At 72.2% G+C, this 21,516-nt stretch carries 22 protein-coding genes and 3 pseudogenes; 16 read left to right on the top strand and 9 right to left on the bottom strand.

Annotation, left to right across the window (positions count from 1 at the left end):
• Positions 1-6: 6 nt before the first annotated feature.
• From ACFW2Y_RS04105 to zapE, 5 genes are all read right to left on the bottom strand, one after another.
• Positions 7-864 carry a polysaccharide deacetylase family protein gene (locus tag ACFW2Y_RS04105; protein WP_384873226.1) on the bottom strand — a complete coding sequence of 286 codons (858 nt, stop codon included), beginning with the start codon at positions 862-864 and terminating at the stop codon, positions 7-9.
• Between the two features lie 125 nt (positions 865-989).
• On the bottom strand, positions 990-1,868 hold the full coding sequence (locus tag ACFW2Y_RS04100; protein ID WP_384873190.1) for a PPK2 family polyphosphate kinase: 879 nt from the start codon (positions 1,866-1,868) through the stop codon (positions 990-992).
• Positions 1,869-2,084: 216 nt separating this feature from the next.
• Positions 2,085-3,461, bottom strand: a complete 1,377-nt coding sequence (locus ACFW2Y_RS04095; protein WP_384873187.1) for an alkaline phosphatase PhoX — start codon at positions 3,459-3,461, stop codon at positions 2,085-2,087.
• 162 nt (positions 3,462-3,623) lie between these two features.
• Positions 3,624-4,049: an OsmC family protein gene (locus ACFW2Y_RS04090; RefSeq protein WP_384873184.1), complete on the bottom strand. Its 426-nt coding sequence runs from the start codon at positions 4,047-4,049 to the stop codon at positions 3,624-3,626.
• Between the two features lie 33 nt (positions 4,050-4,082).
• Positions 4,083-5,168 (bottom strand): cell division protein ZapE, encoded by a 1,086-nt coding sequence (gene zapE, locus ACFW2Y_RS04085; protein WP_384873182.1) that lies wholly within the window; start codon positions 5,166-5,168, stop codon positions 4,083-4,085.
• A gap of 36 nt (positions 5,169-5,204) precedes the next feature.
• Here zapE and ACFW2Y_RS04080 point away from each other — a divergent pair, with 36 nt between their 5' ends.
• The 8 genes and pseudogenes from ACFW2Y_RS04080 (at position 5,205) to ACFW2Y_RS04045 (ending at position 12,226) form a co-directional block, all read left to right on the top strand.
• Positions 5,205-6,035 carry a pyrimidine reductase family protein gene (locus tag ACFW2Y_RS04080; protein WP_384873179.1) on the top strand — a complete coding sequence of 277 codons (831 nt, stop codon included), beginning with the start codon at positions 5,205-5,207 and terminating at the stop codon, positions 6,033-6,035.
• A 106-nt stretch (positions 6,036-6,141) separates the two neighbouring features.
• Positions 6,142-6,612 (top strand): indole-3-glycerol phosphate synthase, encoded by a 471-nt coding sequence (locus ACFW2Y_RS04075; protein WP_384873176.1) that lies wholly within the window; start codon positions 6,142-6,144, stop codon positions 6,610-6,612.
• 176 nt (positions 6,613-6,788) lie between these two features.
• Positions 6,789-8,180, top strand: a complete 1,392-nt coding sequence (gene murC, locus ACFW2Y_RS04070) for a UDP-N-acetylmuramate--L-alanine ligase (protein WP_384873174.1) — start codon at positions 6,789-6,791, stop codon at positions 8,178-8,180.
• 15 nt (positions 8,181-8,195) lie between these two features.
• Positions 8,196-8,603 carry a peptide-methionine (R)-S-oxide reductase MsrB gene (msrB, locus tag ACFW2Y_RS04065; protein ID WP_384873171.1) on the top strand — a complete coding sequence of 136 codons (408 nt, stop codon included), beginning with the start codon at positions 8,196-8,198 and terminating at the stop codon, positions 8,601-8,603.
• A gap of 74 nt (positions 8,604-8,677) precedes the next feature.
• Positions 8,678-10,405: pseudogene (locus ACFW2Y_RS04060) on the top strand (YwqJ-related putative deaminase); the annotation flags it as partial.
• 63 nt (positions 10,406-10,468) lie between these two features.
• On the top strand, positions 10,469-10,942 hold the full coding sequence (locus ACFW2Y_RS04055) for an SUKH-3 domain-containing protein (protein WP_384873168.1): 474 nt from the start codon (positions 10,469-10,471) through the stop codon (positions 10,940-10,942).
• Positions 10,935-11,330 carry a YwqJ-related putative deaminase gene (locus ACFW2Y_RS04050; RefSeq protein WP_384873165.1) on the top strand — a complete coding sequence of 132 codons (396 nt, stop codon included), beginning with the start codon at positions 10,935-10,937 and terminating at the stop codon, positions 11,328-11,330. The genes ACFW2Y_RS04055 and ACFW2Y_RS04050 overlap by 8 nt, the downstream gene beginning before the upstream one ends.
• Positions 11,327-12,226 (top strand): SUKH-3 domain-containing protein, encoded by a 900-nt coding sequence (locus ACFW2Y_RS04045; RefSeq protein WP_384873162.1) that lies wholly within the window; start codon positions 11,327-11,329, stop codon positions 12,224-12,226. The genes ACFW2Y_RS04050 and ACFW2Y_RS04045 overlap by 4 nt, the downstream gene beginning before the upstream one ends.
• Before the next feature lie 109 nt (positions 12,227-12,335).
• Here ACFW2Y_RS04045 and ACFW2Y_RS04040 read toward each other — a convergent pair whose 3' ends face one another.
• Positions 12,336-12,836, bottom strand: coding sequence for an SMI1/KNR4 family protein (locus tag ACFW2Y_RS04040; RefSeq protein ID WP_384873159.1), 501 nt, complete (start codon positions 12,834-12,836; stop codon positions 12,336-12,338).
• 199 nt (positions 12,837-13,035) lie between these two features.
• Here ACFW2Y_RS04040 and ACFW2Y_RS04035 point away from each other — a divergent pair.
• Both ACFW2Y_RS04035 and ACFW2Y_RS04030 read left to right on the top strand, forming a co-directional pair.
• Positions 13,036-13,488 (top strand): annotated as a pseudogene (locus ACFW2Y_RS04035) (tyrosine protein phosphatase); the annotation flags it as partial.
• Positions 13,489-13,512: 24 nt separating this feature from the next.
• Positions 13,513-13,859: pseudogene (locus tag ACFW2Y_RS04030) on the top strand (transposase); the annotation flags it as partial.
• A gap of 7 nt (positions 13,860-13,866) precedes the next feature.
• Here ACFW2Y_RS04030 and ACFW2Y_RS04025 read toward each other — a convergent pair.
• Positions 13,867-14,652 (bottom strand): SDR family NAD(P)-dependent oxidoreductase, encoded by a 786-nt coding sequence (locus ACFW2Y_RS04025; RefSeq protein WP_384873156.1) that lies wholly within the window; start codon positions 14,650-14,652, stop codon positions 13,867-13,869.
• A 114-nt stretch (positions 14,653-14,766) separates the two neighbouring features.
• Complete coding sequence (locus tag ACFW2Y_RS04020) at positions 14,767-15,174, bottom strand: VOC family protein (protein WP_384873153.1); 408 nt, start codon at positions 15,172-15,174, stop codon at positions 14,767-14,769.
• 315 nt (positions 15,175-15,489) lie between these two features.
• Between ACFW2Y_RS04020 and ACFW2Y_RS04015 the strand changes: the two genes are divergently transcribed.
• Positions 15,490-16,125: a nucleoside/nucleotide kinase family protein gene (locus ACFW2Y_RS04015; RefSeq protein WP_384873150.1), complete on the top strand. Its 636-nt coding sequence runs from the start codon at positions 15,490-15,492 to the stop codon at positions 16,123-16,125.
• A 167-nt stretch (positions 16,126-16,292) separates the two neighbouring features.
• Positions 16,293-16,925, top strand: a complete 633-nt coding sequence (locus ACFW2Y_RS04010; RefSeq protein ID WP_384873148.1) for a MarC family protein — start codon at positions 16,293-16,295, stop codon at positions 16,923-16,925.
• On the opposite strand, the gene ACFW2Y_RS04005 is transcribed toward ACFW2Y_RS04010, so the two are convergent.
• Positions 16,900-17,703, bottom strand: coding sequence for a hypothetical protein (locus tag ACFW2Y_RS04005; RefSeq protein ID WP_384873145.1), 804 nt, complete (start codon positions 17,701-17,703; stop codon positions 16,900-16,902). The genes ACFW2Y_RS04010 and ACFW2Y_RS04005 overlap by 26 nt on opposite strands.
• 96 nt (positions 17,704-17,799) lie before the next feature.
• Here ACFW2Y_RS04005 and ACFW2Y_RS04000 point away from each other — a divergent pair, with 96 nt between their 5' ends.
• The 4 genes from ACFW2Y_RS04000 to ACFW2Y_RS03985 all read left to right on the top strand — a co-directional run bounded on the left by ACFW2Y_RS04000 (position 17,800) and on the right by ACFW2Y_RS03985 (position 21,480).
• Complete coding sequence (locus ACFW2Y_RS04000) at positions 17,800-18,324, top strand: tetratricopeptide repeat protein (protein WP_384873142.1); 525 nt, start codon at positions 17,800-17,802, stop codon at positions 18,322-18,324.
• A 14-nt stretch (positions 18,325-18,338) separates the two neighbouring features.
• The gene (locus ACFW2Y_RS03995; RefSeq protein WP_384873139.1) at positions 18,339-19,220 is read left to right on the top strand and encodes a LysR family transcriptional regulator; all 882 of its coding nucleotides are present in this window, start codon (positions 18,339-18,341) and stop codon (positions 19,218-19,220) included.
• A gap of 49 nt (positions 19,221-19,269) precedes the next feature.
• Entirely contained in the window at positions 19,270-20,229 is a 960-nt protein-coding gene (locus ACFW2Y_RS03990) for a hypothetical protein (protein WP_384873136.1), read from the top strand.
• A 75-nt stretch (positions 20,230-20,304) separates the two neighbouring features.
• The gene (locus tag ACFW2Y_RS03985; RefSeq protein ID WP_384873133.1) at positions 20,305-21,480 is read left to right on the top strand and encodes a M24 family metallopeptidase; all 1,176 of its coding nucleotides are present in this window, start codon (positions 20,305-20,307) and stop codon (positions 21,478-21,480) included.
• Positions 21,481-21,516 lie beyond the last annotated feature (36 nt).

The following is a 21,516-nucleotide window of genomic DNA, read 5'->3' as shown; positions in this document are numbered from 1 at the left end:
TGCGCCTCAGCTGCCCATGAGTTCCGAGACCTTCACGAAGCGGTAGCCGCGGGCCCGGAGCTCCGGGACGATCCGGCGAACCGCCCGCTCGGTCGTGGGTGCGGCGCTGCGGGTGCAGTGCATGACGACGAGCGAGCCGGGCTTCACCCCGTCGAGGACCTGCTGGGCGACGGCGTCCGCGTCCTCGGCGAAGGCGTCCCCGCTGACCACGTCCCACTGGATCGCGGTGACTCCGGCGGGGGCGAGGGAGCGCAGGGCGGCGTCGTCGTAGCAGCCGCCGGGGAAGCGGAAGTACGGGACGACGTTGACGGCCCCGGCGTCCCGGAAGGCGTCGAAGGCGCGCTGCACGTCGGCCGCCATGTCCGGCGGGGCGACGGTCGGGAGACCGTAGCAGGGGGACGCGAAGGCGTAGTGGCTGTACGAGTGGTTGGCGATCTCGAAGCGGGGATCGTTCCCGATGGACTTGGCCTGGTCGGGGTACTCCTCGGCCCAGCGGCCCGTCATGAAGACCGTCGCGTCCACCTCGAGTCCGCGCAGGGTCGCGATCAGCCCGGGGTTGTCGAAGCGTTCGCCGCGAGCGGCCCGGGGGCCCTGGTCCGCCGTCATGTCGGCGTCGAAGGTGAGCGCGACGACCTTCTCGGTGCTCTTCGCACGGTGGGTGTACACCCGGGTGAGGCCGTCGGCTCCGGGGGCCAGGGTGGGCGGGGCGGCGGGGAGCCGTGCGGGCTTGGGGCCGGCTGCGGCAGCACTGGCCTTGGGCGAGGGGGTGCCGGCGACGGTGGTGTGCGTCCGTGGTGCCGGGTTCTCGGTGGTGCCGCTGCCACAGCCGACGAGGGCGGCGCCCAGAAGTCCCAGCGTCGCCATTTTCCGTACAGAATTGATCACGACCGGAAGTTATCCGATCAAAGTGCTAAATGCTCGTGACCTGGCAGCAGCCACCGTCGAGTCCATGCGCCGGGCGGCACCCGTTCGCGTCCGTGCCGCGCCGCTCACGAGACCATGAGCCTCCGTCGGCACTCGTCCACGTCGAAGTCCCCCGCCGGGTACTTCGGGTCCAGTGCCTCCAGGTGTTCGAGCAGCAGCTTGCTGATCGCCCAGTTGCGGTACCACTTGCGGTCCGCCGGGACCAGGTGCCACGGTGCCCCGTCCGTCGCGCAGCGCTCCAGCGCCAGCTCGTAGGCCTTGCGGTACGCCGGCCAGCGGGTGCGTTCCTCGATGTCGCCCGGGGCGAACTTCCAGTGCTTCTCCGGGTTGTCCAGGCGCTCCAGGAGCCGGGCGCGCTGTTCCTCGTACGAGAGGTGGAGGAAGACCTTGACGATGGTCACCCCGTCCTCGGCGAGGGACTCCTCGAAGCGGTTGATCTGCCCGTAGCGGCGGTCGATCTCGGGGCGGGGGGCCAGGTCGCGGACCCGGGCGATGAGGACGTCCTCGTAGTGGGAGCGGTCGAAGATGCCGATCTCGCCCGGCTCGGGGAGCGCCTTCGTGATCCGCCAGAGGAACGGGTGGCCCTGCTCCTCCGGCGTCGGGGCCTTGAAGGCCCGGATGCGGCAGCCCGACGGGTTGAAGAGGCCGATGACGTGCTTGACCGTGCCGCCCTTGCCGCTGGTGTCCATGCCCTGCAGGACGAGGAGCAGGCGCCGGCGGTCGCCGGCGGTGCTCGCCGCGTACAGGCGTTCCTGGAGGGCGGCGAGGTACGGACCCAGCGCGGCGGTGGCCGCCAGTCCCGCCGCCTTGTCGTCGGGGCCGGCCGGGGTCGCCCTGGTGCCGTACGAGGCGAGGTCGATCCGCTCGCCGGCGGGAAGCCGCAGGACCTCGCGCAGCGAGGGTTCCGGCCCCTTCCGCTCCTTCTCGTCGCTCTTCTTAGCCACCCCGGGTTCCTCCCGCCGTGCCGCTGCTCCTCCCCCGATCCTCCGCCGGAACCCCGCAACCCGCACTCGTGCGTCTGCCGGGTGCGTGGTGGTGGAGGAACGGGGCCCGGGCGGAGGCGGTCGGTGTGGCGCCGGTGGGGCTGCTGCCCGTGGCGGTACGGGACCGGGCGGGGAAGCGCCGGCGGTGCCCTCCGGCAGCAGCCCGGTGCGGTCGGCTCAGCGCCACGGGCCCGTCACCGCGAACGTCGTGCCGGGCACGTAGCAGTTGACGTACATCGTGCTCCGGTCGGGGGAGAAGGTGACGCCCGCGAACTCGCCCCACTCCGGTGCGTCCGCCGCGGCAGCGGTCGGTGTCAGCGCCTGTGCGTTCCGGGCGACCGCGTACACCTCGGCATCCGCCCCCACCCCGAAGACGTGCTGTGCGCCACCGCCGTCCTCGCAGACCATCAGCCCCCCGGTCGGCGCCAGACAGATGTTGTCCGGTGACTCGCCGGGGAGCTGTACGTCGGTGCTCGGACCGAAGACCACGACGAGGGTCAGCCGGCGCCCGCGCGGCTCGTACTTCCACACCTGGCCGAAGTGCGTGGCCGCCGAGCCGTCCTTGGACCGTGCGAAGGAGGACACGAAGTGGACGGCCCGTCCTCCCCAGTAGCAGCCCTCCAGCTTCTGGGCGTGGGTGATGCCCCGGGGGCCGAAGTCCTGGTGCCGGACGGGGGTCCCGGCCGCCAGCGGGTCGGGTACGGGCACCCACTCGATGCGGTCGAAGCGGGTCCCGGGCTCCTGGACGACCGAGAGGTCGGGCACGCCGGGCACCCGCATGGCCTCCAGGGAGCCGCCGGCGCGCAGCGAGCCGGTGCCGCCGAGCGGACGGCGGGGGAGGAAGCGGTAGAAGAGCCCGAAGGGATGCTCGAAGGCGTCCTCCGTCTCGTAGACGACGCCGGTCCCGGGGTCGACGGCGACCGCCTCGTGCTGGAAGCGTCCCATCGCGGTGAGGGGGACGGCTCCGGTGCGCCGGGGGTCGGCACCGTCGACCTCGAAGACGAAGCCGTGGTCCTTGGCATAGCCGTTGGTGCCGGCGCGGTCCTCGGTTTCCTCACAGGTCAGCCAGGTGTTCCACGGTGTGGGGCCGCCCGCGCAGTTGACGGCCGTGCCGGCGATGGCGACCCGCTCGCCGAGGACGTCGTTGCGGCCGTCGAGTTCGAGGACCGTGCAGCCGCCCTTGCCCCCCGGGTCGTAGGTCAGACCGGGCACGCCGGGGACGCCGATCTCCGCGGTGACCCGGTTCTCGTGGTTGCGGACGAGGTGCACCCGGCCGCGACGGCCGGCGAACGCGCCCATGCCGTCGTGGTTGCTGGGGACGGGCCCCTCGCCGGAGCGGAGCGGATCGCCCTCCCGGGAGAGGACCCGGTAGCGGAAGCCGGCCGGAAGGTCGAGGAGGCCCGCCGGGTCGGGGACGAGGGGACCGTAGCCGCCCCGGGCCGGTGGGGCGGCCGAGGCGGTGCCGGCGAAGAGTTCGGAGACGGACCCGGCGAAGGCGATGCCGGCGACGGACGCACCGGCACGGGAGAGGAGTTGACGTCGTGTTGCGGACATGGGGCAACAACCCACTTCCTGTGGGGGTACCCCCGTGCCCGAGGCCACGGGGGAGGACAGGGCAGATGTGACGCGTGACCCGCATGTGTGTACCACGCACGGTGGCGGGGACGAACCATGCGGGCCGCAACGGCCCCGTGTGGCGCGCCCGCTGGCCCGACGTCAGGCCAGTTCGGCGGTGAGGGTGATGGTCGTGCCCGTGAGGGCCTGGCTGACCGGGCAGTTCTTCTTCGCGTCCTCGGCCAGCGCCTTGAACTGGTCCTCGTCCATGCCGGGTACCTCGCCGCGCACGGTGAGGTGGACCCCGGTGATGCCCTGGCCCGGCTGGAAGGTGACGTCCGCCTTGGTTTCCAGTCGGATCGACGGGGCATCGGCCTTGGCCAGGGCGTTCGAGAAGGCCATGGAGAAGCAGGAGGAGTGCGCCGCCGCGATGAGCTCCTCGGGGCTCGTCCTGCCGTTCGGCTCCTCGGCGCGGGCCGGCCAGGAGACGTCGTACGAACCGAGACCGGAGGAGTCGAGGGTGACGACGCCCGACCCCTTGAGCAGGTCGCCCTGCCAGACGGTGTGGGCGTGACGCACGGTGGCCATGGTGGATCCCTTTCGATCGGGTACGGCCCCAAGCTACTGCGCGACGAGCCCCTTCGCGTCGCGGGCGAGCGCGGTGAGCCGGGAGATCGCCCGGAAGTACTTCTTGCGGTAGCCGCCGTTCAGCATGTCGTCGCTGAAGAGCCGGTCGAAGGGCAGTCCGGAGGCGAGCACGGGTATCTCGCGGTCGTACAACCGGTCGGCGAGCACGACGAGCCGCAGTGCCGTCGACTGGTCCGGGACCGGCTGGACGTCGGTCAGGCAGACGGCGCTGAGCTCGTCGGTGAGGGCGCCGTACCGGCTCGGGTGGACCTTGGCCAGGTGGGCGAGCAGGTGCGGGAAGTCGTCCAGGGAGGCACCCGGCGTCGCGTACGCCGTCTGTGTGACCACCTGGTCGGAGTGGGGTGCGGGGGCTTCGGGCAGGCCGCGGTGGCGGTAGTCCTCGCCGTCGATGCGCAACGGCCGGAAGTGGGCGGAGAGGCCCTGGATCTCGCGGAGGAAGTCGGCGGCGGCGAAACGGCCCTCGCCGAGCCTGCCGGGGAGCGTGTTGGAGGTGGCGGCGAGCGCCACGCCCGCCTCCACCAGCTTGCTGAGGAGACTGGAGACGAGGACGGTGTCGCCCGGGTCGTCCAGTTCGAACTCGTCGATGCAGAGGAGGCGGTGTCCGCTGAGCGTCCGGACGGTCTGCTGGAAGCCGAGCGCGCCGACCAGGTTGGTCAGCTCGACGAAGGTGCCGAACGCCTTCAGGGCCGGCTCCGCCGGGGTCGCGTGCCAGAGCGAGGCGAGCAGGTGGGTCTTGCCCACGCCGTACCCCCCGTCCAGGTAGACCCCGCGCGGGCCGCTCGGGGCGGCCGGCTTCCTCGCGAACCAACGCCGCCTCCCGGAGCCGGTGGCGTGCGCGCCGCCGAGGCCCTCGGCGAAGGAGGCGAGGACCTCCACCGCCTCCGTCTGGCTCGGCTGGTTGGGGTCGGGGAGGTAGGTGTCGAAGCGCACGGAGTCGAAGCGCGGGGGCGGCACCATCTCCGCGACGAGACGGTCGGCGGGCACGTGGGGCTCTCGGGAGCAGAGCGAGAGCGGGGCCGCTTCGGGGGAAGCCGCTTCGGTGAGGGTACGGGTCGACACAGTTCCCCACTGTAAGCGCCGTGCCAGACTGCCAGGATGCGACGACTGTTTCCTGTGACGGACATGACAGCCCTGGACGCCGTCGAGGGGGCTGCTCCCGAGACGGCCTCCCCGGCCGCTGCCGGAGTCGCCCGTCCCGCCCCCGGGGCCGGGGAGTGGTCCCTGGATGCGCTCGCCGACGCCTACGCCTACCCCGAGGGTGACGCTCCGTGGCTGCGGGCCAACATGGTGTCCTCGCTCGACGGCGCCGGTCAGCACGAGGGGCGCTCCCAGCCGCTCTCCTCCGAGACGGACATGCGGGTCTTCGGAGTCCTACGCGGGCTGGCCGATGTGGTCGTGGTGGGTGCGGAAACGGTTCGCCTTGAGGGGTACCGCCCTGCTCGCGCCCGGGAGGCCTTCGCCGCCCGCCGTGCCGCCGCGGGGCAGGGGCCGGCCCCCGTGATCGCCGTCGTCAGCGCCTCCCTCGACCTGGACTTCTCGCTGCCCCTCTTCACCGAGCCGCTGGTGCCGACCCTGGTCCTCACCGGCTCCGGTGCTCCCGTCGAGCGGATCCGGGAGGCCCGGGAGGCGGGTGCGGTGGTGCTGTTCGCGGGGGACGGGGCCCGGGTGGCGCCGGCCCGGGCGGTGGCGGTGCTCGCGGAACGGGGGTTGCGCCGTCAGCTGACCGAGGGCGGCCCCCGCCTGCTGGGGCAGTTCGTGGCGGCCGGCGTCCTCGACGAGCTCTGCCTGACGATCTCGCCCACCATGACCGCGGGCGATGCGCAGCGGATCGCCGGAGGCCCTTCGGTGGCCGTTCCGACACGCTTCCAGGTGGCTTCCGTGCTGGAGCAGGACGGCTTCCTCTTCACCCGCTACCGTCGGATCTGACAATCGGCGGAATTTGTCGTTCCGCTTACCGTCCGCTGGGCACACTTACTGTCGCAGACCCCGTGCCAGCACGGGGAAGGATGGTTTCCGCAGAAGGGCTCCTGAGGTGTTCACAAGCGTTCTGATGATCGAGAAGCCCCTGACGTCCGTCGACGTGGAATTCGTCACCACGCTGCACGGCGACGAGGGCGTGTCCTTCATCGTCCTGATGCAGCCGCGCGGTGACCAGGCCGATGTACTGCTGCGTGCCATCGACGACGTCGCCATGGGCGAACTGAAGGAAGCGACCCGCGAGGGCGACGAACCGGAGGGCAGAGAGGCCAGGGGCCCCGCCGAGCTGGCCCTGGAGGCTTCGCTCCAGGCGCTGAGGGACGCAGGCTGCCAGGCGGTCGGCCAGGTGGTCGAGGACCATCCGCTCGACAAGATGAAGGCGGTGGTCGAGGAGTCCGAGGCGGACGAGGTCATCGTGCTCACCGCCCCGCACTACGTGGAGGAGTTCTTCCACCGGGACTGGGCCTCCCGGGCCCGCCACAAGGTCGGCGTACCCGTCCTCAAGCTCTTCGCACACAGCGAGTGACCGCCGCATGACGGCGAGCTGACCGGCCGGTCCGTGGCCGCGCCCCGTGCAGGGGGAACGGCCACGGACCCGCCGCTCGCCGGGGGCGTGGCCACGGACCCGCCGCCCGCCGGGGGACCGGCCGGAACCACTAGGCTGGGACCTTCCAGAACCACGCACCCCGGGGAGAGATCCGCATGGCACCCGCCATCCCTGCCGCCATGGAACGGCCGCACTTCATCGGCATCGGCGGTGCCGGAATGTCGGGCATCGCGAAGATCCTCGCCCAGCGCGGCGCCAAGGTCGCCGGCAGCGACGCCAAGGAGTCCGCGACCGCCGAGTCGCTGCGCGCCCTCGGCGCCACGGTGCACATCGGCCACGCCGCCGAGCACCTCGCCGACGACGCCTCCGCCGTCGTCGTCTCCAGCGCCATCCGCGCCGACAACCCGGAGCTGGCCCGCGCCGCCGAGCTCGGCGTCCCCGTGGTGCACCGCTCCGACGCGCTCGCCTCCCTCATGGACGGCCTGCGCGCGATCGCCGTCGCCGGCACGCACGGCAAGACGACCACCACCTCCATGCTGGCCGTCGCCCTCACCGAACTCGGCCTCGACCCCTCGTACGCCATCGGCGGCGATCTCGCGGGCCCCGGCACGAACGCCCGGCACGGCTCCGGAGAGGTCTTCGTCGCCGAGGCCGACGAAAGCGACCGCAGCTTCCAGAAGTACGACCCCGAGGTCGCGATCGTCCTCAACGTCGAGCTGGACCACCACGCGAACTACGCCTCCATGGACGAGATCTACGAGTCCTTCGAGGCCTTCACCGCCAAGATCCGCCCCGGCGGCACCCTGGTCGTCGGCGAGCACGCGGGCGCCCGCGAGCTGGCCCGCCGCGTCGCGGACCGCGAGGGCCTGGAGGTCGTCACGGTCGGCGAGTCCGAGGACTCCGACGCCCGCATCCTGAAGATCGTCCCGAACGGGATGAAGAGCGAGGTGACGGTCCTCCTCGACGGCGTCGAGCACACCTTCACCGTCTCCGTCCCCGGTCGCCACTACGCCCACAACGCCGCCGCGGCCCTTGCCGCCGGCGCCCGCGTCGGCATCGACCCGGCCGAGCTCGCCCGGGCGCTGACCGCCTACACCGGGGTCGGCCGCCGCCTCCAGCTCAAGGGTGAGGCCAAGGGCGTCCAGGTCATCGACTCGTACGCGCACCACCCCACCGAGATGACCGCCGACCTGGAGGCCATGCGCGGCGCCGCCGGGGCCGCCCGCCTCCTCGTGGTCTTCCAGCCGCACCTCTTCTCCCGCACCCAGGAGCTGGGCAAGGAGATGGGAGACGCGCTGGCCCTCGCGGACGCCTCCGTGGTCCTCGACATCTACCCGGCCCGTGAGGACCCGATCCCCGGCATCACCAGCGAGCTGATCATCGCCGCGGCGCGCGCCGCCGGCGCCGATGTGACCCCCGTCCACGACAAGGACGCGGTTCCCGACGTCATCGCGGGAATGGCCGGACCGGGCGACCTCGTTCTCACCATGGGTGCGGGCGACGTCACGGACCTCGGTCCGAAGATCCTCGCCCGTCTGTCGAACTGAGGGAGTGGACGAACGATGGCGTACGAGGTCGAGAAGTCGGACGAGGAGTGGCAGGCCGAGCTGACCCCTTCGGAGTACCAGGTGCTCCGGCTGGCCGGCACCGAGCCCGCGTTCCGGGGTGAGTACACCGACACCAAGACGAAGGGCGTCTACTCCTGCCGTGCCTGCGGTGCGGAGCTCTTCACGTCGAGCGAGAAGTTCGAGTCGCACTGTGGCTGGCCGTCCTTCTACGACCCGAAGGACAGCTCCGCCGTCGAGCTGCTCGCGGACACCTCCCACGGCATGGTCCGCACCGAGGTCCGCTGCGCCCGCTGCGGCTCCCACCTGGGCCATGTCTTCGAGGGCGAGGGCTACCCGACCCCGACGGACCAGCGCTACTGCATCAACTCGATCTCGCTGCGTCTGGAGTCCGAGGAGGGCTGAACCGGACGGCTCGTCAGCCGCCCCCCGTGGTATGACTGTTGTGGATTGCAAACGGTCTGCATCGGGGGGCGGACATGGCTGTCACGGTTCCGGACTGGGCCGACACCCTGCTGGATCTGATCGGTGTGGCCTGGCCGAACGTCGACGAGGACGCGTACCGCGAGATGGCGGACGCGCTGCGGGAGTTCGCGGACGACCTGGAGGACGACGGCCAGCTCGCGAACAACCACTTCGAGCGCTTGCTGTCCTCGGGACAGGGCGAGTCGATGGACGCGCTGGGCGAGCACTGGGAGAAGGTCAGGGGCAAGCACTTCAAGGACATCGCGGGTGCGGCCCGCACGATCGCTGGCGGCCTGGACACGGCAGCCGGTGCGATCGAGGCGATGAAGCTCGCGGCGGTGGTGCAGCTCGGCTACCTCGCTTCCGAGGCGGGCATCGCGCTCTCCTTGATCCCCGTCACCGGTGGTCTGTCCGCGCTGATCGGCGCGGGGGCCATGCGGGCCACCCAGGAGGTGATCAAGCGGCTGATCAAGGAGTGCGTGGAGGAGGCCGTCGGATACGTCGTGGCGGCGATGACCGAGCCGGCGGTGGCGGCCCTGGAGGGCATGGCGGCGGACCTGGTCGTGCAGTTGGGTGCGATGGCGATCGGCCTGCAGGACGGGGTGGACCTCGATCAGACCGGGAAAGCGGGCAAGGACGGGTTCAAGGACGGGGTGCAGTCCGGCAAGGACGCCCTGCACCTGGCTTCGGCCGGTGGTGGCGGAGGGGGCTCGAAGGGCAGTGGCCTGAAGGACCTGCACATCGAGCACGCCGAGCACACCCGCGCGTCCACCCAGCTCGACGGCGTCAGCGTGAGGATCCACGGCAAGACGACGGGCAAACTCACGAAGGCGAAGACCGCGCACGGCCGGACCCGGGGGCGTGACTCCATCGCCGACGCGATCGACCCGATCGCCGACAAGGCGATGGAGGCCCTGGGCAAGGCCGCGAAGTCGATGGGCGACCACGTCGGCCAGACGCTGCCCAAGGTCGTCAAGCAGATCTCCGTCGACCACAAGAACACCGACGACGGCCTCCGTGACCGCTTCGCCCGCCAGCGCAAGGGCGACCACGACAACGGCAAGGGCGGCGGCACCGGTGGTGGTGGCGGTGGCGGCGGTGGGAACGGCGGTGGGAACGGCGGTTCCGGCTCCGGGGGCGACCCCGGTGGCAGGCGCATCACCCCGGCCCCGCCCTGGCACGGCAGCTCGGCCGGAAACATGAGGCACCACCGCACCGATCCGCTCGACGTCAGTCACCTCACGCCCGAGCAGCAGCGCGAAGCCCTCGTCCAGGAGGCCCGGGACCTCGCGGACAAGGCGCGCAAGGCCGACCCGAACAACCCGGACGACCCCAAGCACCAGATCGACCTCGCCAAGACGCACTTCCCGCCCGGCACGAACCTGCTCGACGGCTCCTGCTCCGGCAGCCTCCTCCACGACGGGGTCGTCACCAGCCACTCCAGCACCACCAAGGGCGCCGGTCAGAAGACCCCCGACCTGCATCCGGCGATGCAGTCGATCTACGATCAGGTCGACCAGCGGATCAAGGCCGAGGGCGGCTTCCCCGGCGCAGGTCATGGAAAATGTGCAGAGGCCAACCTGGTCTCGGACCGGCTCCGGCAGATGGACCCCCACGGCACCGGGATCACCTCGGCCGACCAGGTCCGCGACGCCATGAAGGGGTCGCAGGTCTACAGCGTGCAGATCGGTGAGCAGATCAAACCGCATCCCCTCGGCCACGGCGAGTACAAGCCGCCGTGCCGGTCCTGCGCGATAGCCATGGACATGGCCGGCGTCACGGCGTACGCAGGATAAGGAGCGCACATGCCGCAGTTGAACACCCCCGAGGACGTCGACGTCTGGTTCCGGGACAACGGCTGGTTCCCCGGGCGGGACGTGGCCGAGACCGTACCGGCGATGGTCGAGGAGATCGCCGGGCAGTACCGGGAGGCGGGATTTCCGGTGGAGCCCCTCGCCGCCGCCACCTCCTTCCTCGCCGAACACGGCGGGCTGCGTCTCACCATCGACGCCGCACGGGAGGACCACCTCTACTTCACCCCGTACCTCGGTTACCGGTCCACGCCGGCCGAGGTCGCCGAACTGAGCCGCGACCTCGGCGTGCGGCTCTTTCCGGTCGGTCTCGACGGCTCGGAGGGGTCGCCGGTGCTCATCGACGAGCGCGGCCGGTTCTTCTACCTGCACCACACCGGCGCCTACTACATGGGCGCCGACAAGTACGAGGCCATGATCGCCCTCGCCCACGCCCCCATGCAGGACGCGGAGGACTACTTTGTCTGACCTGATCCCCGGTACGGCGGCCTCGCTGCTCATCCACGGAACCATCACCAGCCACACCAACCTCGCCGGTGACGACGAGCCACGACTCCACCCCGCCGTGCGGGAGTTCTTCGACGGACTCCCACCGGCCCTGCGCGAACCCTTCGTCGGTTACTGCGCCGAATCCGCGCTCATCTCCGACGAGCTCTTCGGCTTTGACCGACACCGCGGCGACGGCCGCGCCGCCACCCTTGACGAGGCCGTCCCGCACTTCGCGGGCGCGGCGGTCGTTGCCCGCAAGATCCGCCCGCACGGCGACCCCGAGCACGGCACCGAGGCAGACGTCTGCCGCTCCTGCACGGCTCTCCTCGACCGTCTGGGCGTCACGGTCCTCCACGACCGGACGTGACCGGCGCACTGACGGACGCGGGCTGGCGACCGGGGCGCGACGCCGGGGACGCCGCCATGCTCGCGGTCCTTGTCATGGCGACCGTCGGCGCGGAGCCCTTCCCCGCGGCCGAGCGGGCCCTGCGCGAGTTCCACGGCCTCACCGTCCTGCCCGTCGCTTCCGGCGGACAGCAGGTCGCCGCCATCGGCGGCGTCGTCGACCCCCGCGAGGCCCGCCACGACGTCCCCCATCTGAACCGGCTCGCCGATTCCCTCGGCGTGCGGCTCTTCCCCTTCGGCCGCACGGACACGGACGCGCCGCTCGCGGTCGACGAGCACGGTCGGCTCCTGATGCTGGGCCCCGGTGGCCCCTGGCTGCTCGGCGAGACCGCCCACGACGGCCTGACGGCGCTCGCCCACGGCCTCGCCCCGGCACGGCTCCGCCCGCCCCGCCACCACCACGCGCTGCCCGGCCAGGCGCACGATCTCGGTGCGGCGGTGCGGGCCGCGCTCGTCGCCATCTACGTCCTGCACGGCACGGGCGTGTTCAGCGCCCGTGCCGTGCACCTGCGGGCCACCACCCTTCGGGGAGTCGGCGTCGTGGCCGTGGACGAGGAGTTCCCGCTGCGCCCGGGAGCGCTCGAGGCCAACGCCGAGCCGCTCGTCGAGGCGATGACCGCCCGCATCGAGGGGACCGGGGCCAGGCCGGGGTCCTGCGCGCTGACCCTGACGGTGTCCGCCCCGCCCGGCACGGAGGGCCCGTCGTCGACGGTGACCTGTGACGTGACGGTGGGGTGCGGGACCGAGCCCTCCGCCCTGATGCTGTCGGCCGCGCCGTCGGCGACGTCAGGACCCACGGCGAAGGCCCTGGAGGCCTGCGCCGCCGCCTTCGCGCGCTGGGTGGCGACCCCGGTCTGACGGGCCCGTCCGAGTGCCGCACCAGACAACGCCTGCCCTGCCCCGCCCTGACGCGGGCGGGAACGGTCCTGCCACTTGCGAGGTCAGCCGCACGTGTCCCGGTGGCGCTTCAGTCGAAGCTGCTGGCGGAAGTGAGGCCCTCGACGAAGGAGCCGAAGTCCGCGGCGAGGGCCAACTCCACGCCGAAGTCGGCGTCGAACCACCCGACTGAGGGTTCCTCGTGTCGACCGCACCCCCGGTAGTCCAGCGCGATCCAACAAGGCCCGTCGCCCGAGAGGAGCACGACGGGCGAGGGCAGACCCCATTCCTCGACCAGGTAGGGACCGTCGAGCAGCGAGACCGTGCTTTCGCGGTGCCCGATGCCCACCACATGGTCGAACGGAACGTGGTCCTCGCTCCAGGAGGTCGGTCCGTCTGTTCGAAAAGCGTTCCGAGCGCCTGTCACCAGGCCTCCGTTCCGAACGCGCAACAGAGCGAGCAGGGAGCCCGGGAGCGTGACGTCGAGCAGCCACTCCGCGTCCCGCACGGCCTGGTCGGTCAGTGGCTGTTGCACCCCGTAGTCGCTGCCGGCGTCCCAGAACGCGGGCTGGACGTCCTCAGAACGATCCATGCTCGAAGCATAGGAGCCGTGGGCTGCGATCGGCCGCCAGAAACGGCTCGGGCATCCAGAATGATCACGTGGCTCAACGTGTGCGCGTGGAGAATCGCGGAACACCGTAGGCCGGCGCGACTCCGACCCGGTCGGCCAGGGACGCCACACGCCCGGCCGCCGACACCGTGGCGGGCACGAGCGCGGCCTCGTTCCGGGGCGACTGAGCACGATGGCCAGACCCCGCGGCAACGACTGGCTCGGGGACGAGATGACCGCCCTGAAGGACTGCGGCGTCGACATCCTGGTCTGCGCGCTCACAGGAACCGAACTCGACGAACTCGGCCTCGCAGACGAACCCGGGACAGCCGTTACGACCGGGCTGCAGTTCGTCGCCGTACCCATCCCCGACCGCACCGTCCCCGACCGCACCACGGTCCTGCCCACCCTGCACGGACTCGCCGAACAGCTGCACGAAGGCGCACACGTCGTCACTCACTGCCGAGCCGGCATCGGACGCTCATCCCTCCTCGCCGCCGCACTCCTCATCCTCAACGGCGCCGATCCCGACACCTCCTGGCAGCAGATCGAACGGGCCCGCGGGCTCGCTGTCCCGGATACCGCAGAGCAGCGAGAGTGGACGATGGAACTGCCCAAATGGTCATTGTTTTGACATGACAGATTCCATGGAAGCCCGAGGTTCCCGGAGTTCTGCCGTTGCCTGCGTTCCCTGCGCCCCATGGGGAAACGCATCGCGATCGTGCGTGACGACCACGTGCCGCACCTGATTGCGAAGCGGTGCGGCCGGGTGGCCGCCCGGGCCGAGGCGAACAACGCTGAAGTCGCCTGCACCCCGACCGGAACCCCTCGTGGCTGAACCGGATCGAGGCTCGGTTCACGGCCCTGCGCCACTTCACCCTCGACGGCACCGACCACGCCAGCCACAAGGAGCAGGGCAGCACGATCTGCTGCTCCGTCATCTGGCGGAACGAACATGCCCAAGACGAGCGCCCTCGCGCCGTCGTGAGCAGGGCGAACGTCGCCCGATGCGCTAGTGGACGGAGAACCCGCCGTCCACGAAGAGGGACTGGCCCGTCACGTACGCCGAGGAGGCGCTCGCCAGGAAGACGGCAGCGCCCGCGAAGTCCTCCGCCAGGCCGTTGCGCCCGACCATCGTGCGCGAGGCCAGGGCGGCGACCTTCTCCGGGTCGGAGGAGAGCCGCCGGTTGAGCGGGGTCATCACGAAGCCGGGGACCAGGGTGTTGGCGGTGACGCCGTACGGGGACCAGGCCTCGGCCTGAGAACGGGCGAGTGACTCCAGGGCGCCCTTGGACACCCCGTACGCCCCGCTCTGGACGAACGCGCGGTGCGCCTGCTGGGACGTGACGTGGATGATCCGCCCGAAGCCCCGCTCGGCCATCCCGGGACCGAACCGCTGCCCGAGGAGGAACGGCGCCTCCAGGTTCACGGTCATGGTCGTGTCCCACACCTCCTCGCCCAGCTCGCCGAACGGCGGACGGAGGTTGATCCCGGCCGAGTTCACCAGGACGTCCGGCTCGCCGAAGACGGCCGCGGCCGCCTCCGCGCCCGCCTTGATGCCCTCGCGGGTGCTCAGGTCGGCGCTCACCCAGGCCGCACGGCACCCGTCGGCCGTCAGCGTGTCGACGGTCGCGATGAGTCCGGCCTCCTTGCGGGCCAGGACCACCACGCTCGCCCCGGCCCGGGCCAGGGCACCCGCGACGGCCCGGCCGATGCCGGAACTGCCGCCCGTGACCAGGGCCGTGCGCCCTTCGAGGGAGAAGAGTCCGGAGAGGTAGCCGGAGGGGGTGCTGCTCATGGCGGACGCTCCTCGCGAAGACGGATGGCAGGTGCACGCATCCTGGCACACGGTTTCCGAGGGCCGGAGCCGGCGGAATCGAGCGGTCCGTTGGAACCGGGCGGTCCAGCGGTGCTACGCCGCCGGCTGGAGCAGGTCCCAGCGGTTTCCGTAGAGGTCCTCGAAGACGACGACCGAGCCGTACGGTTCGTGGCGCGGCTCCTCCAAGAACGTCACCCCGGCCTCCGCCATGCGGGCGTGGTCCCGGGCGAAGTCCTCGGTGTGGAGGAAGAACCCGACCCGGCCGCCCGTCTGGTTGCCGACCGAGGCCTCCTGCTCGGGGTTCTTGGCGCGGGCCAGGAGCAGGCCCGCGTTGCCCAGGCCGCCGACGCCCGCTGCGCCACGCGGACGGACGACGACCCAGCGGCTTCCGTCGCCGCGGTCGGTGTCCTCGACCAGGTCGAAGCCGAGGGCGTCGGTGTAGAAGGCGATGGCCTCGTCGTAGTCACGGACGACGAGGGTGACGAGTGCGATGGACGACATTGCCCCAACGTAATACGGGCAAGAAGCAGGAATCCATCCGTGTCGACCCGCGTCGTCGCGACTTCGACCCTCGCCGGATGGAGGGTGCGAACGAGGGTCCGGGGGAGGGAGGGGAGAGGGGTCGGCCGAGGGTCCCCGCCTCTCGTGGAGGAAACCGCTCCGGTCCGTCGGGCCGCTGGCGCCGGACGGCCACGGGGTCGTGCTCCGCCCGCCGGGGGCGGTGCGGTCGAGCGTCGTGCGGGTGCCGGGCGCGCCGTGGCCCGGACCCGTGGCCGGTCCCGCTGCCGGGCTCCGGCTCCGGCTCCGGGTGCGACAATGCCCCGCATGGACGCACGGGAGTTCGACCGGCTCGCCGCTCGCGCCCGGGAACTCGCCGTGCCCGGAACCCGGCGGATCCTCGGGCTGGCGGGTGCGCCCGGAGCCGGGAAGTCCACGCTCGCCGCACGGCTCGTCGCCCGCCTCGACGGGCTCGCGGTCCTCGTGCCGATGGACGGCTTCCACCTCGCGGGAGTCGAGCTGGAGCGACTCGACCGGGCCGGTCGGAAGGGCGCGCCGGACACCTTCGACGCCGCCGGATACGTGGCGCTCCTCGCCCGACTGCGCACCCCCGTCCCCGGCACCACCGTCTACGCGCCCGCGTTCGACCGCTCCTTGGAGGAGCCGGTCGCCGGGGCGGTGCCGGTGGGGCCCGAGGTCCCGCTCGTCGTCACCGAGGGCAACTACCTGCTGCACGACCGGGGCGCCTGGGCCGCCGTCCTGCCCCTCCTCGACGAGGCCTGGTACCTGGATCTGGACGCCCGCCGCAGGGTCCCCCGGCTCGTCGAGCGGCACGTCCGCTTCGGCAAGGACCGGGACCGTGCCGAACGCTGGGTCCGCGATTCCGACGAGGCCAACGCCCGCCTGGTGGCCCGCGGCAGGGACCGTGCGCATCGGATCGTGAGGATGGACTGAAGGGGGGCCGTCCCGACGGCCCCCGGAAGCCCCCGGCCGATGGAGCCCCCTGCCGTCGCGGTCCGGTCGCGCGGGGGCACGGCCGGCGGGACGATGGGGAGGCCGGCCGGCGCCGTGGGCACGGTGCGCCCGACGACAGCCGCTCCGTCACTCTGCGGGAGGGATGCATGAGCACGGTGGAGCTCACGGTCCAGGCAACGATCTCCTTGGTGTTCCTGGTCGACCCCTTCCTCCGCGGCGTCTTCTTCCGGCTGCTCACCGAGGACGAGCCCGAGCGGCGGCGCGAGTACGTCGGCCGGATCATGACGACCATCGCGGTCACGCTGGGCGGGGCGGCCCTGGTGGGCAAGGAACTGCTCGATCTGGTCGGCATCGACCTGGGGGCCTTCGGAATCGCCGGTGGTCTGGTGCTCGCCCTGATGGGCTTCGAGATGCTCTTCGGCGGTGCGCCCACGCGTGCGCAGGGAGGAGCCCGTGCGCACCAGGATCCCGGACCGAAGTCGGCCGAGGAGTCGATCGTGGTGCCCTACGCCATTCCCTTCATGGCGGGTCCGGGCGCCATCACGGCGGTCATCACGATCTCCTCCTCCGGCAGCGGTTGGTCCGGTCCGATCGCGGCGCTCATCGCGGTGGGTATCACCGTGGCGCTGATTCCGGTGGGACACCTGCTCCTGGCCGACCGGATGAACCCGTCTCCCCAGACCACGGCCCTCATGACGCGGTTCGGTGGCCTCGTCGTCGCCACGATCGGGATCCAGCTCATGCTCGGAGGCGTCAAGACGTACTTCGGCATCGGATGAGGTCGACTCCGGCGGCGGGCGCCGCCGGCCCGCCGGTTCCGCGGACGGCGCCGCCCGCGTGCCGCGTCGCCGCCGTCGCCAGTGCGCGGATCAGCGGATGCGGGCGGGTGCCGTCGCCGGACAGCTCCGGCTGGAAGAGGGTGGCCAGGAAGAAGGGGTGCGAGGGGAGTTCCGCGATCCTGACCCCACCCTCCTCGTCGGTGCCGGTGAAGCGGAGACCGTGGCTCCGAAGGGTGTCCAGATGGCGCCCGTCCGGGCCGTAGGCGCAGTGGTAGCGCTCGGTCGTCCGTTCCGCGCCGAGTGCCGCGCCGGCGAGCGAATCGGCGTCGACCCGTACGACGCCCTCGTGGCCCACGAGCGAGCAGGCGAGCGGTGCGATCAGCAGGTCGGCGGGGTCCGCCGCCGGATCGGCCTCGGCGTGCGCCGCCCGCTCCAGACCGCAGACGTTCCGCGCGTACTCGATCAGGACGTGCTGGAAGCCGCCGCAGCTGCCGAGGAGCGGAATGCCGCCCTCGCGGGCCGTGCGGATCACGGAGAGCGCACCCGCCTCGCTCGCGTACGGGCTGCCCGGCAGCACCCACACCGCGTCGAAGCCCTCCACCGCCCCCGGAGCCTCCGCATCGGGGGTCGGGACCCAGTACGCGTCCAGGACCAGGCCGTCCCGCTCGGCGAGGGAATCCAGGACCGCCGGGACCCGGACGTGCGAGCGGACGTGCGGGGAACGGTCGCCGATCAGGGCGATCCGGGGGACGTGCGGAGGGGGTGCGTCAGCGCTCATGGCCACCATGCTGGGGGCACTCCCCGTTCACGTCCAATGATGATTCCTGCACCTTCCATCACGCATGCTGATGTCGATCTCGATAGGGTGACGCGCATGACGAACGATCGCGACTGGGAGTCCCGGATCGCCGCCCTCTGGGAGCACCTCGACGACCACGAGCCCGCGGACTTCCGCGCCCGCGTCGCCGAGCTCGCCGCCGAACGGTCCGCCGACGACGCAGCCGCCGTCTTCGAACGGGGCGCCGCCCACGACTCCACCGGAATGCCCGAGGAAGCCGTCACCCTCTACCGGCGCGCCCTCGACCTCGGCCTCACCGGACTGCGCCGCCGCCGGGCCGTCATCCAGCTCGCCAGCAGCCTGCGCAACCTCGGGCGCCCCGACCGCAGCGTCGAACTCCTCACCGCCGAGCGCGCCCTCCCCGAGGACCGGCTCGACGCCGACGAGCGGGCGCTCTCCGGAGCCGTCGACGCCTTCCTCGCCCTCGCCCTCGCCGACACCGGCCGGGACCGGGAGGCCACCGCCCTCGCCCTCGGCGCCCTCGCACCGCTACTGCCCCGCTACAACCGGTCCCTCGCCCACTACGCCCGCGCCCTCCTCACCGCCCCCGACGGGTCCTGAGCGGCCGACCCGGCATGGACCCGCACCTCCTGCGCACCTACGTCACCGTCACCCGACTCGCGTCCTTCTCCGCAGCCGCGCGGGAACTCGGTTACACCCAGTCCGCGGTGTCCCAGCACATCGCCGCCCTGGAGGCCGACCTCGGACTCCCGCTGCTCACCCGGCGCCCCGTCGCCCCCACACCGGCGGGCGAGCGGCTCCTCGAACACGCACGGCCGCTCCTGCTCCGCCTGGACGCGGCCCGTGCCGACCTCGACCGGTTCGCCGCCGCACCCCGGACCGCCCTGAGCATCGCCGCCTCCCCCCTGGCACTCACCCCGAGGACCCTTGCCGCCCTGCCCACCACCGCGGTCACCCTGCGCGCGCTGCCCCGCGACCTGGTGCCCGCCGCCGTCGCCACCGGCGAAGCCGACGCCGGACTCGTCGAGGGGGTCGTCGCGCCCAGCGATCCGCTTCCGCTCCCCGACGTCGCCCCGCTCACCGCCACCGGCGTCGCCGAAGAGCCGCTCGTCGTCGTCCTGCCCGCCCGCCACCCGCTCGCCGCCCGCCCCGGACTCCGCCTCGCCGACCTCGTCGACGCCCGCTGGCTGGACGCGCCCGCCGCCGGCATCCCCCTCGACCGGCTCCGGACCGTCCACGGCGGCCCCGCCGGGCACGGCTTCCGCGCCGCCCTGCGCTACGAGGGCACCGACACCGGCACCCTCACCGCCCTCGCCGCCGCCGGGCACGGTCTCGCCCTCCTGCCGCGCCCCGCGACGGACGGCTGCCCCGGGGCGGTCGTCGTCCCCCTGGTCGAGCCCCGACTGGTCCACCGCACCGAACTCCTCCTCGCAGCAGGCGTCCACCGCGAACCGCACGGTCCGGTGGCCGAGTTCACCGGACGGCTCAAGAGCTGACACCCGCAGTCGCTACCCTGTGCCCAACGGCGAGGGAAGGCGGACGGGTGTGGGGTGGCTGCGACGAGGACCCAGGCGGGACGGCGACGACGCACCGAGGGACCCCGAGTTCGCGTACTTCTCCCAGCGCGAGGCCGCGCTCTTCCGCGGCCGGGTCCGCACCACCTTCGCCGAACTCGGCCTGGAAGTCACCGTCTACGCCGACCACGTCGTCGACGACAAGGGCCGACGGTTCGGCCTCGACAACCTCGCCGCCGTCTGCCACCAGGACCGGCGCGGCTCCCGCATCTGGCCCGGTCTGATCCAACGGCACGTCGGCCTCGTCGTCCGGGCCATGGAAGGCCCCTCCGCGCTCGACACCCTGCCGCCCGAACAGATCCGCGCCCAGCTCTACCCCCGGGTCGTCAGCGGCGACGGGATCGACGCCACCTCCTTCGGCTACGCCAGGACCGTCGCCCCCGGCCTCTACGAGATCCTCGCCCTCGACCTCCCGGAGAGCGTCATGATGCTCACCGACGAGGCACTGGAACGGCTCGGGGACCACGCTCAGCTGCGCGACCGGGCCCTGCGCAACCTGCGCGGACTGCCCGTCGAGGAACACGAGACGGTCCGGGACGCCGACGGCATGTGCTTCGAGGTCATCCTCGGCGATTCCTTCTACACCGCCAGCCGCGTCCTCGACCTCGACGGCGTCGTCCGGCGCGTCACCGGCCTGCCGCTCGGCGAGCACGGCGCCCTCGTCGCCCTGCCGTTCCGGCACCAACTCGCCTTCCACCCCATCCGGGACACCTCGATCATCCCGGCGCTCGGCGCGATGGCCTCCTTCGCGGCCTCCGGGTACGAGGACGTGCCGGGTGCCATCAGCCCCTACGTCTTCTGGTGGCGCGGCGGCACCCTCACCCAGCTCAGCGAGCACGACGAGGAGCGGGGCGACCTGAGGATCGTCGTGGGTGACGACTTCCACGAACTGCTGGAACGCCTCATCGCCCAGGGGCCCGACCGCCGCTGATCCGCTCGCGCCCCCCGGCCCCGCCCGGCAGGATGCTGTACGTCGCACCGGACGAGGACGCCAAGGAGAAGCCCCATGTCGAGCACGGACCCCACGGAGGAGTTCGTCCCCTTCACCACGGACGACTACCGGGCCAGGATGGCACGGGCCGCCGAGTCCGCCGCCGGGGCGGGACTCGCGGGCGTCCTCGTCGCCCCGGGCCCCGACCTGGTCTACCTCACCGGTTACCGGCCGACCGCGATCACCGAGCGGCTCACCGTCCTCGTCCTCGCCGCAGGGCGGGAGCCGGTCCTCGTCGTCCCGACCCTGGAGGCGCCGGACGCCGAGAAGGCCCCCGGGGCCGCCGCCCTCACCCTGCGCGACTGGACCGACGGCAAGGACCCGTACGCCCTCACCGCCCCGCTCCTCGAAGCCTCCGGCCCTCCCCGCGGTTCCGGGGGCGCGGCGGGCAGTCGCATCGGCATCAGCGACAACGCCTGGGCCATGCACCTCCTCGGCCTCCAGAAGGCCCTGCCCGGCACGTCGTACGTCTCCCTGACCGATGCCCTGCCGATGCTCCGCGCCGTCAAGGACGCCCACGAGCTGGCCCGCATCGCCGCCGCCGGCGCCGCCGCCGACCAGGCGTACGGCGAGATCCTCAAGGTCCGTTTCGCCGGCCGCAAGGAGACCGACGTCGCCGCGGACCTCGCCGCCCTGCTCCTGGGCTTCGGCCACTCGCGGGTCGACTTCACCGTCGTCGGTTCCGGACCCAACGGAGCCAACCCGCACCACGAGGCCGGCGACCGGGTCATCGAGCGCGGCGACATGGTCGTCCTCGACTTCGGCGGCCTCAAGCACGGCTACGGCTCCGACACCACCCGCACCGTCCACGTGGGCGAGCCCACCGACGAGGAGCGCCGCATCCACGACCTCGTCCGCGAGGCCCAGCAAGCCGGCTTCGAGGCCGTGCGACCGGGGGTCGCCTGCCAGGAGATCGACCGGGCGGCCCGCAAGGTCATCGCGGACGCCGGCTACGGCGAGCACTTCATCCACCGCACCGGCCACGGCATCGGCGTCACCACCCATGAACCCCCTTACATGATCGAGGGCGAGGAGCTGCCCGTCGTTCCCGGCATGTGCTTCTCCATCGAACCGGGCGTCTACCTCCCGGGCCGCTTCGGCGTCCGCATCGAGGACATCGTCACGGCCACCGAGGACGGCGGGCGCCGCCGCTTCAACAACACCCCGCACGAGATGGCGATCGTCGAGTAACCCCCTATCCGGCACGAGCCACCGGCGCCGCGATCC

Origin of the sequence: Streptomyces sp. NPDC058877 (genome assembly GCF_042742855.1) — a bacterium.
Lineage (GTDB): Bacteria > Actinomycetota > Actinomycetes > Streptomycetales > Streptomycetaceae > Streptomyces.
The sequence above is the reverse complement of the archived record's forward strand: the minus strand, read 5'-3'. Positions and strand labels throughout refer to the sequence as shown.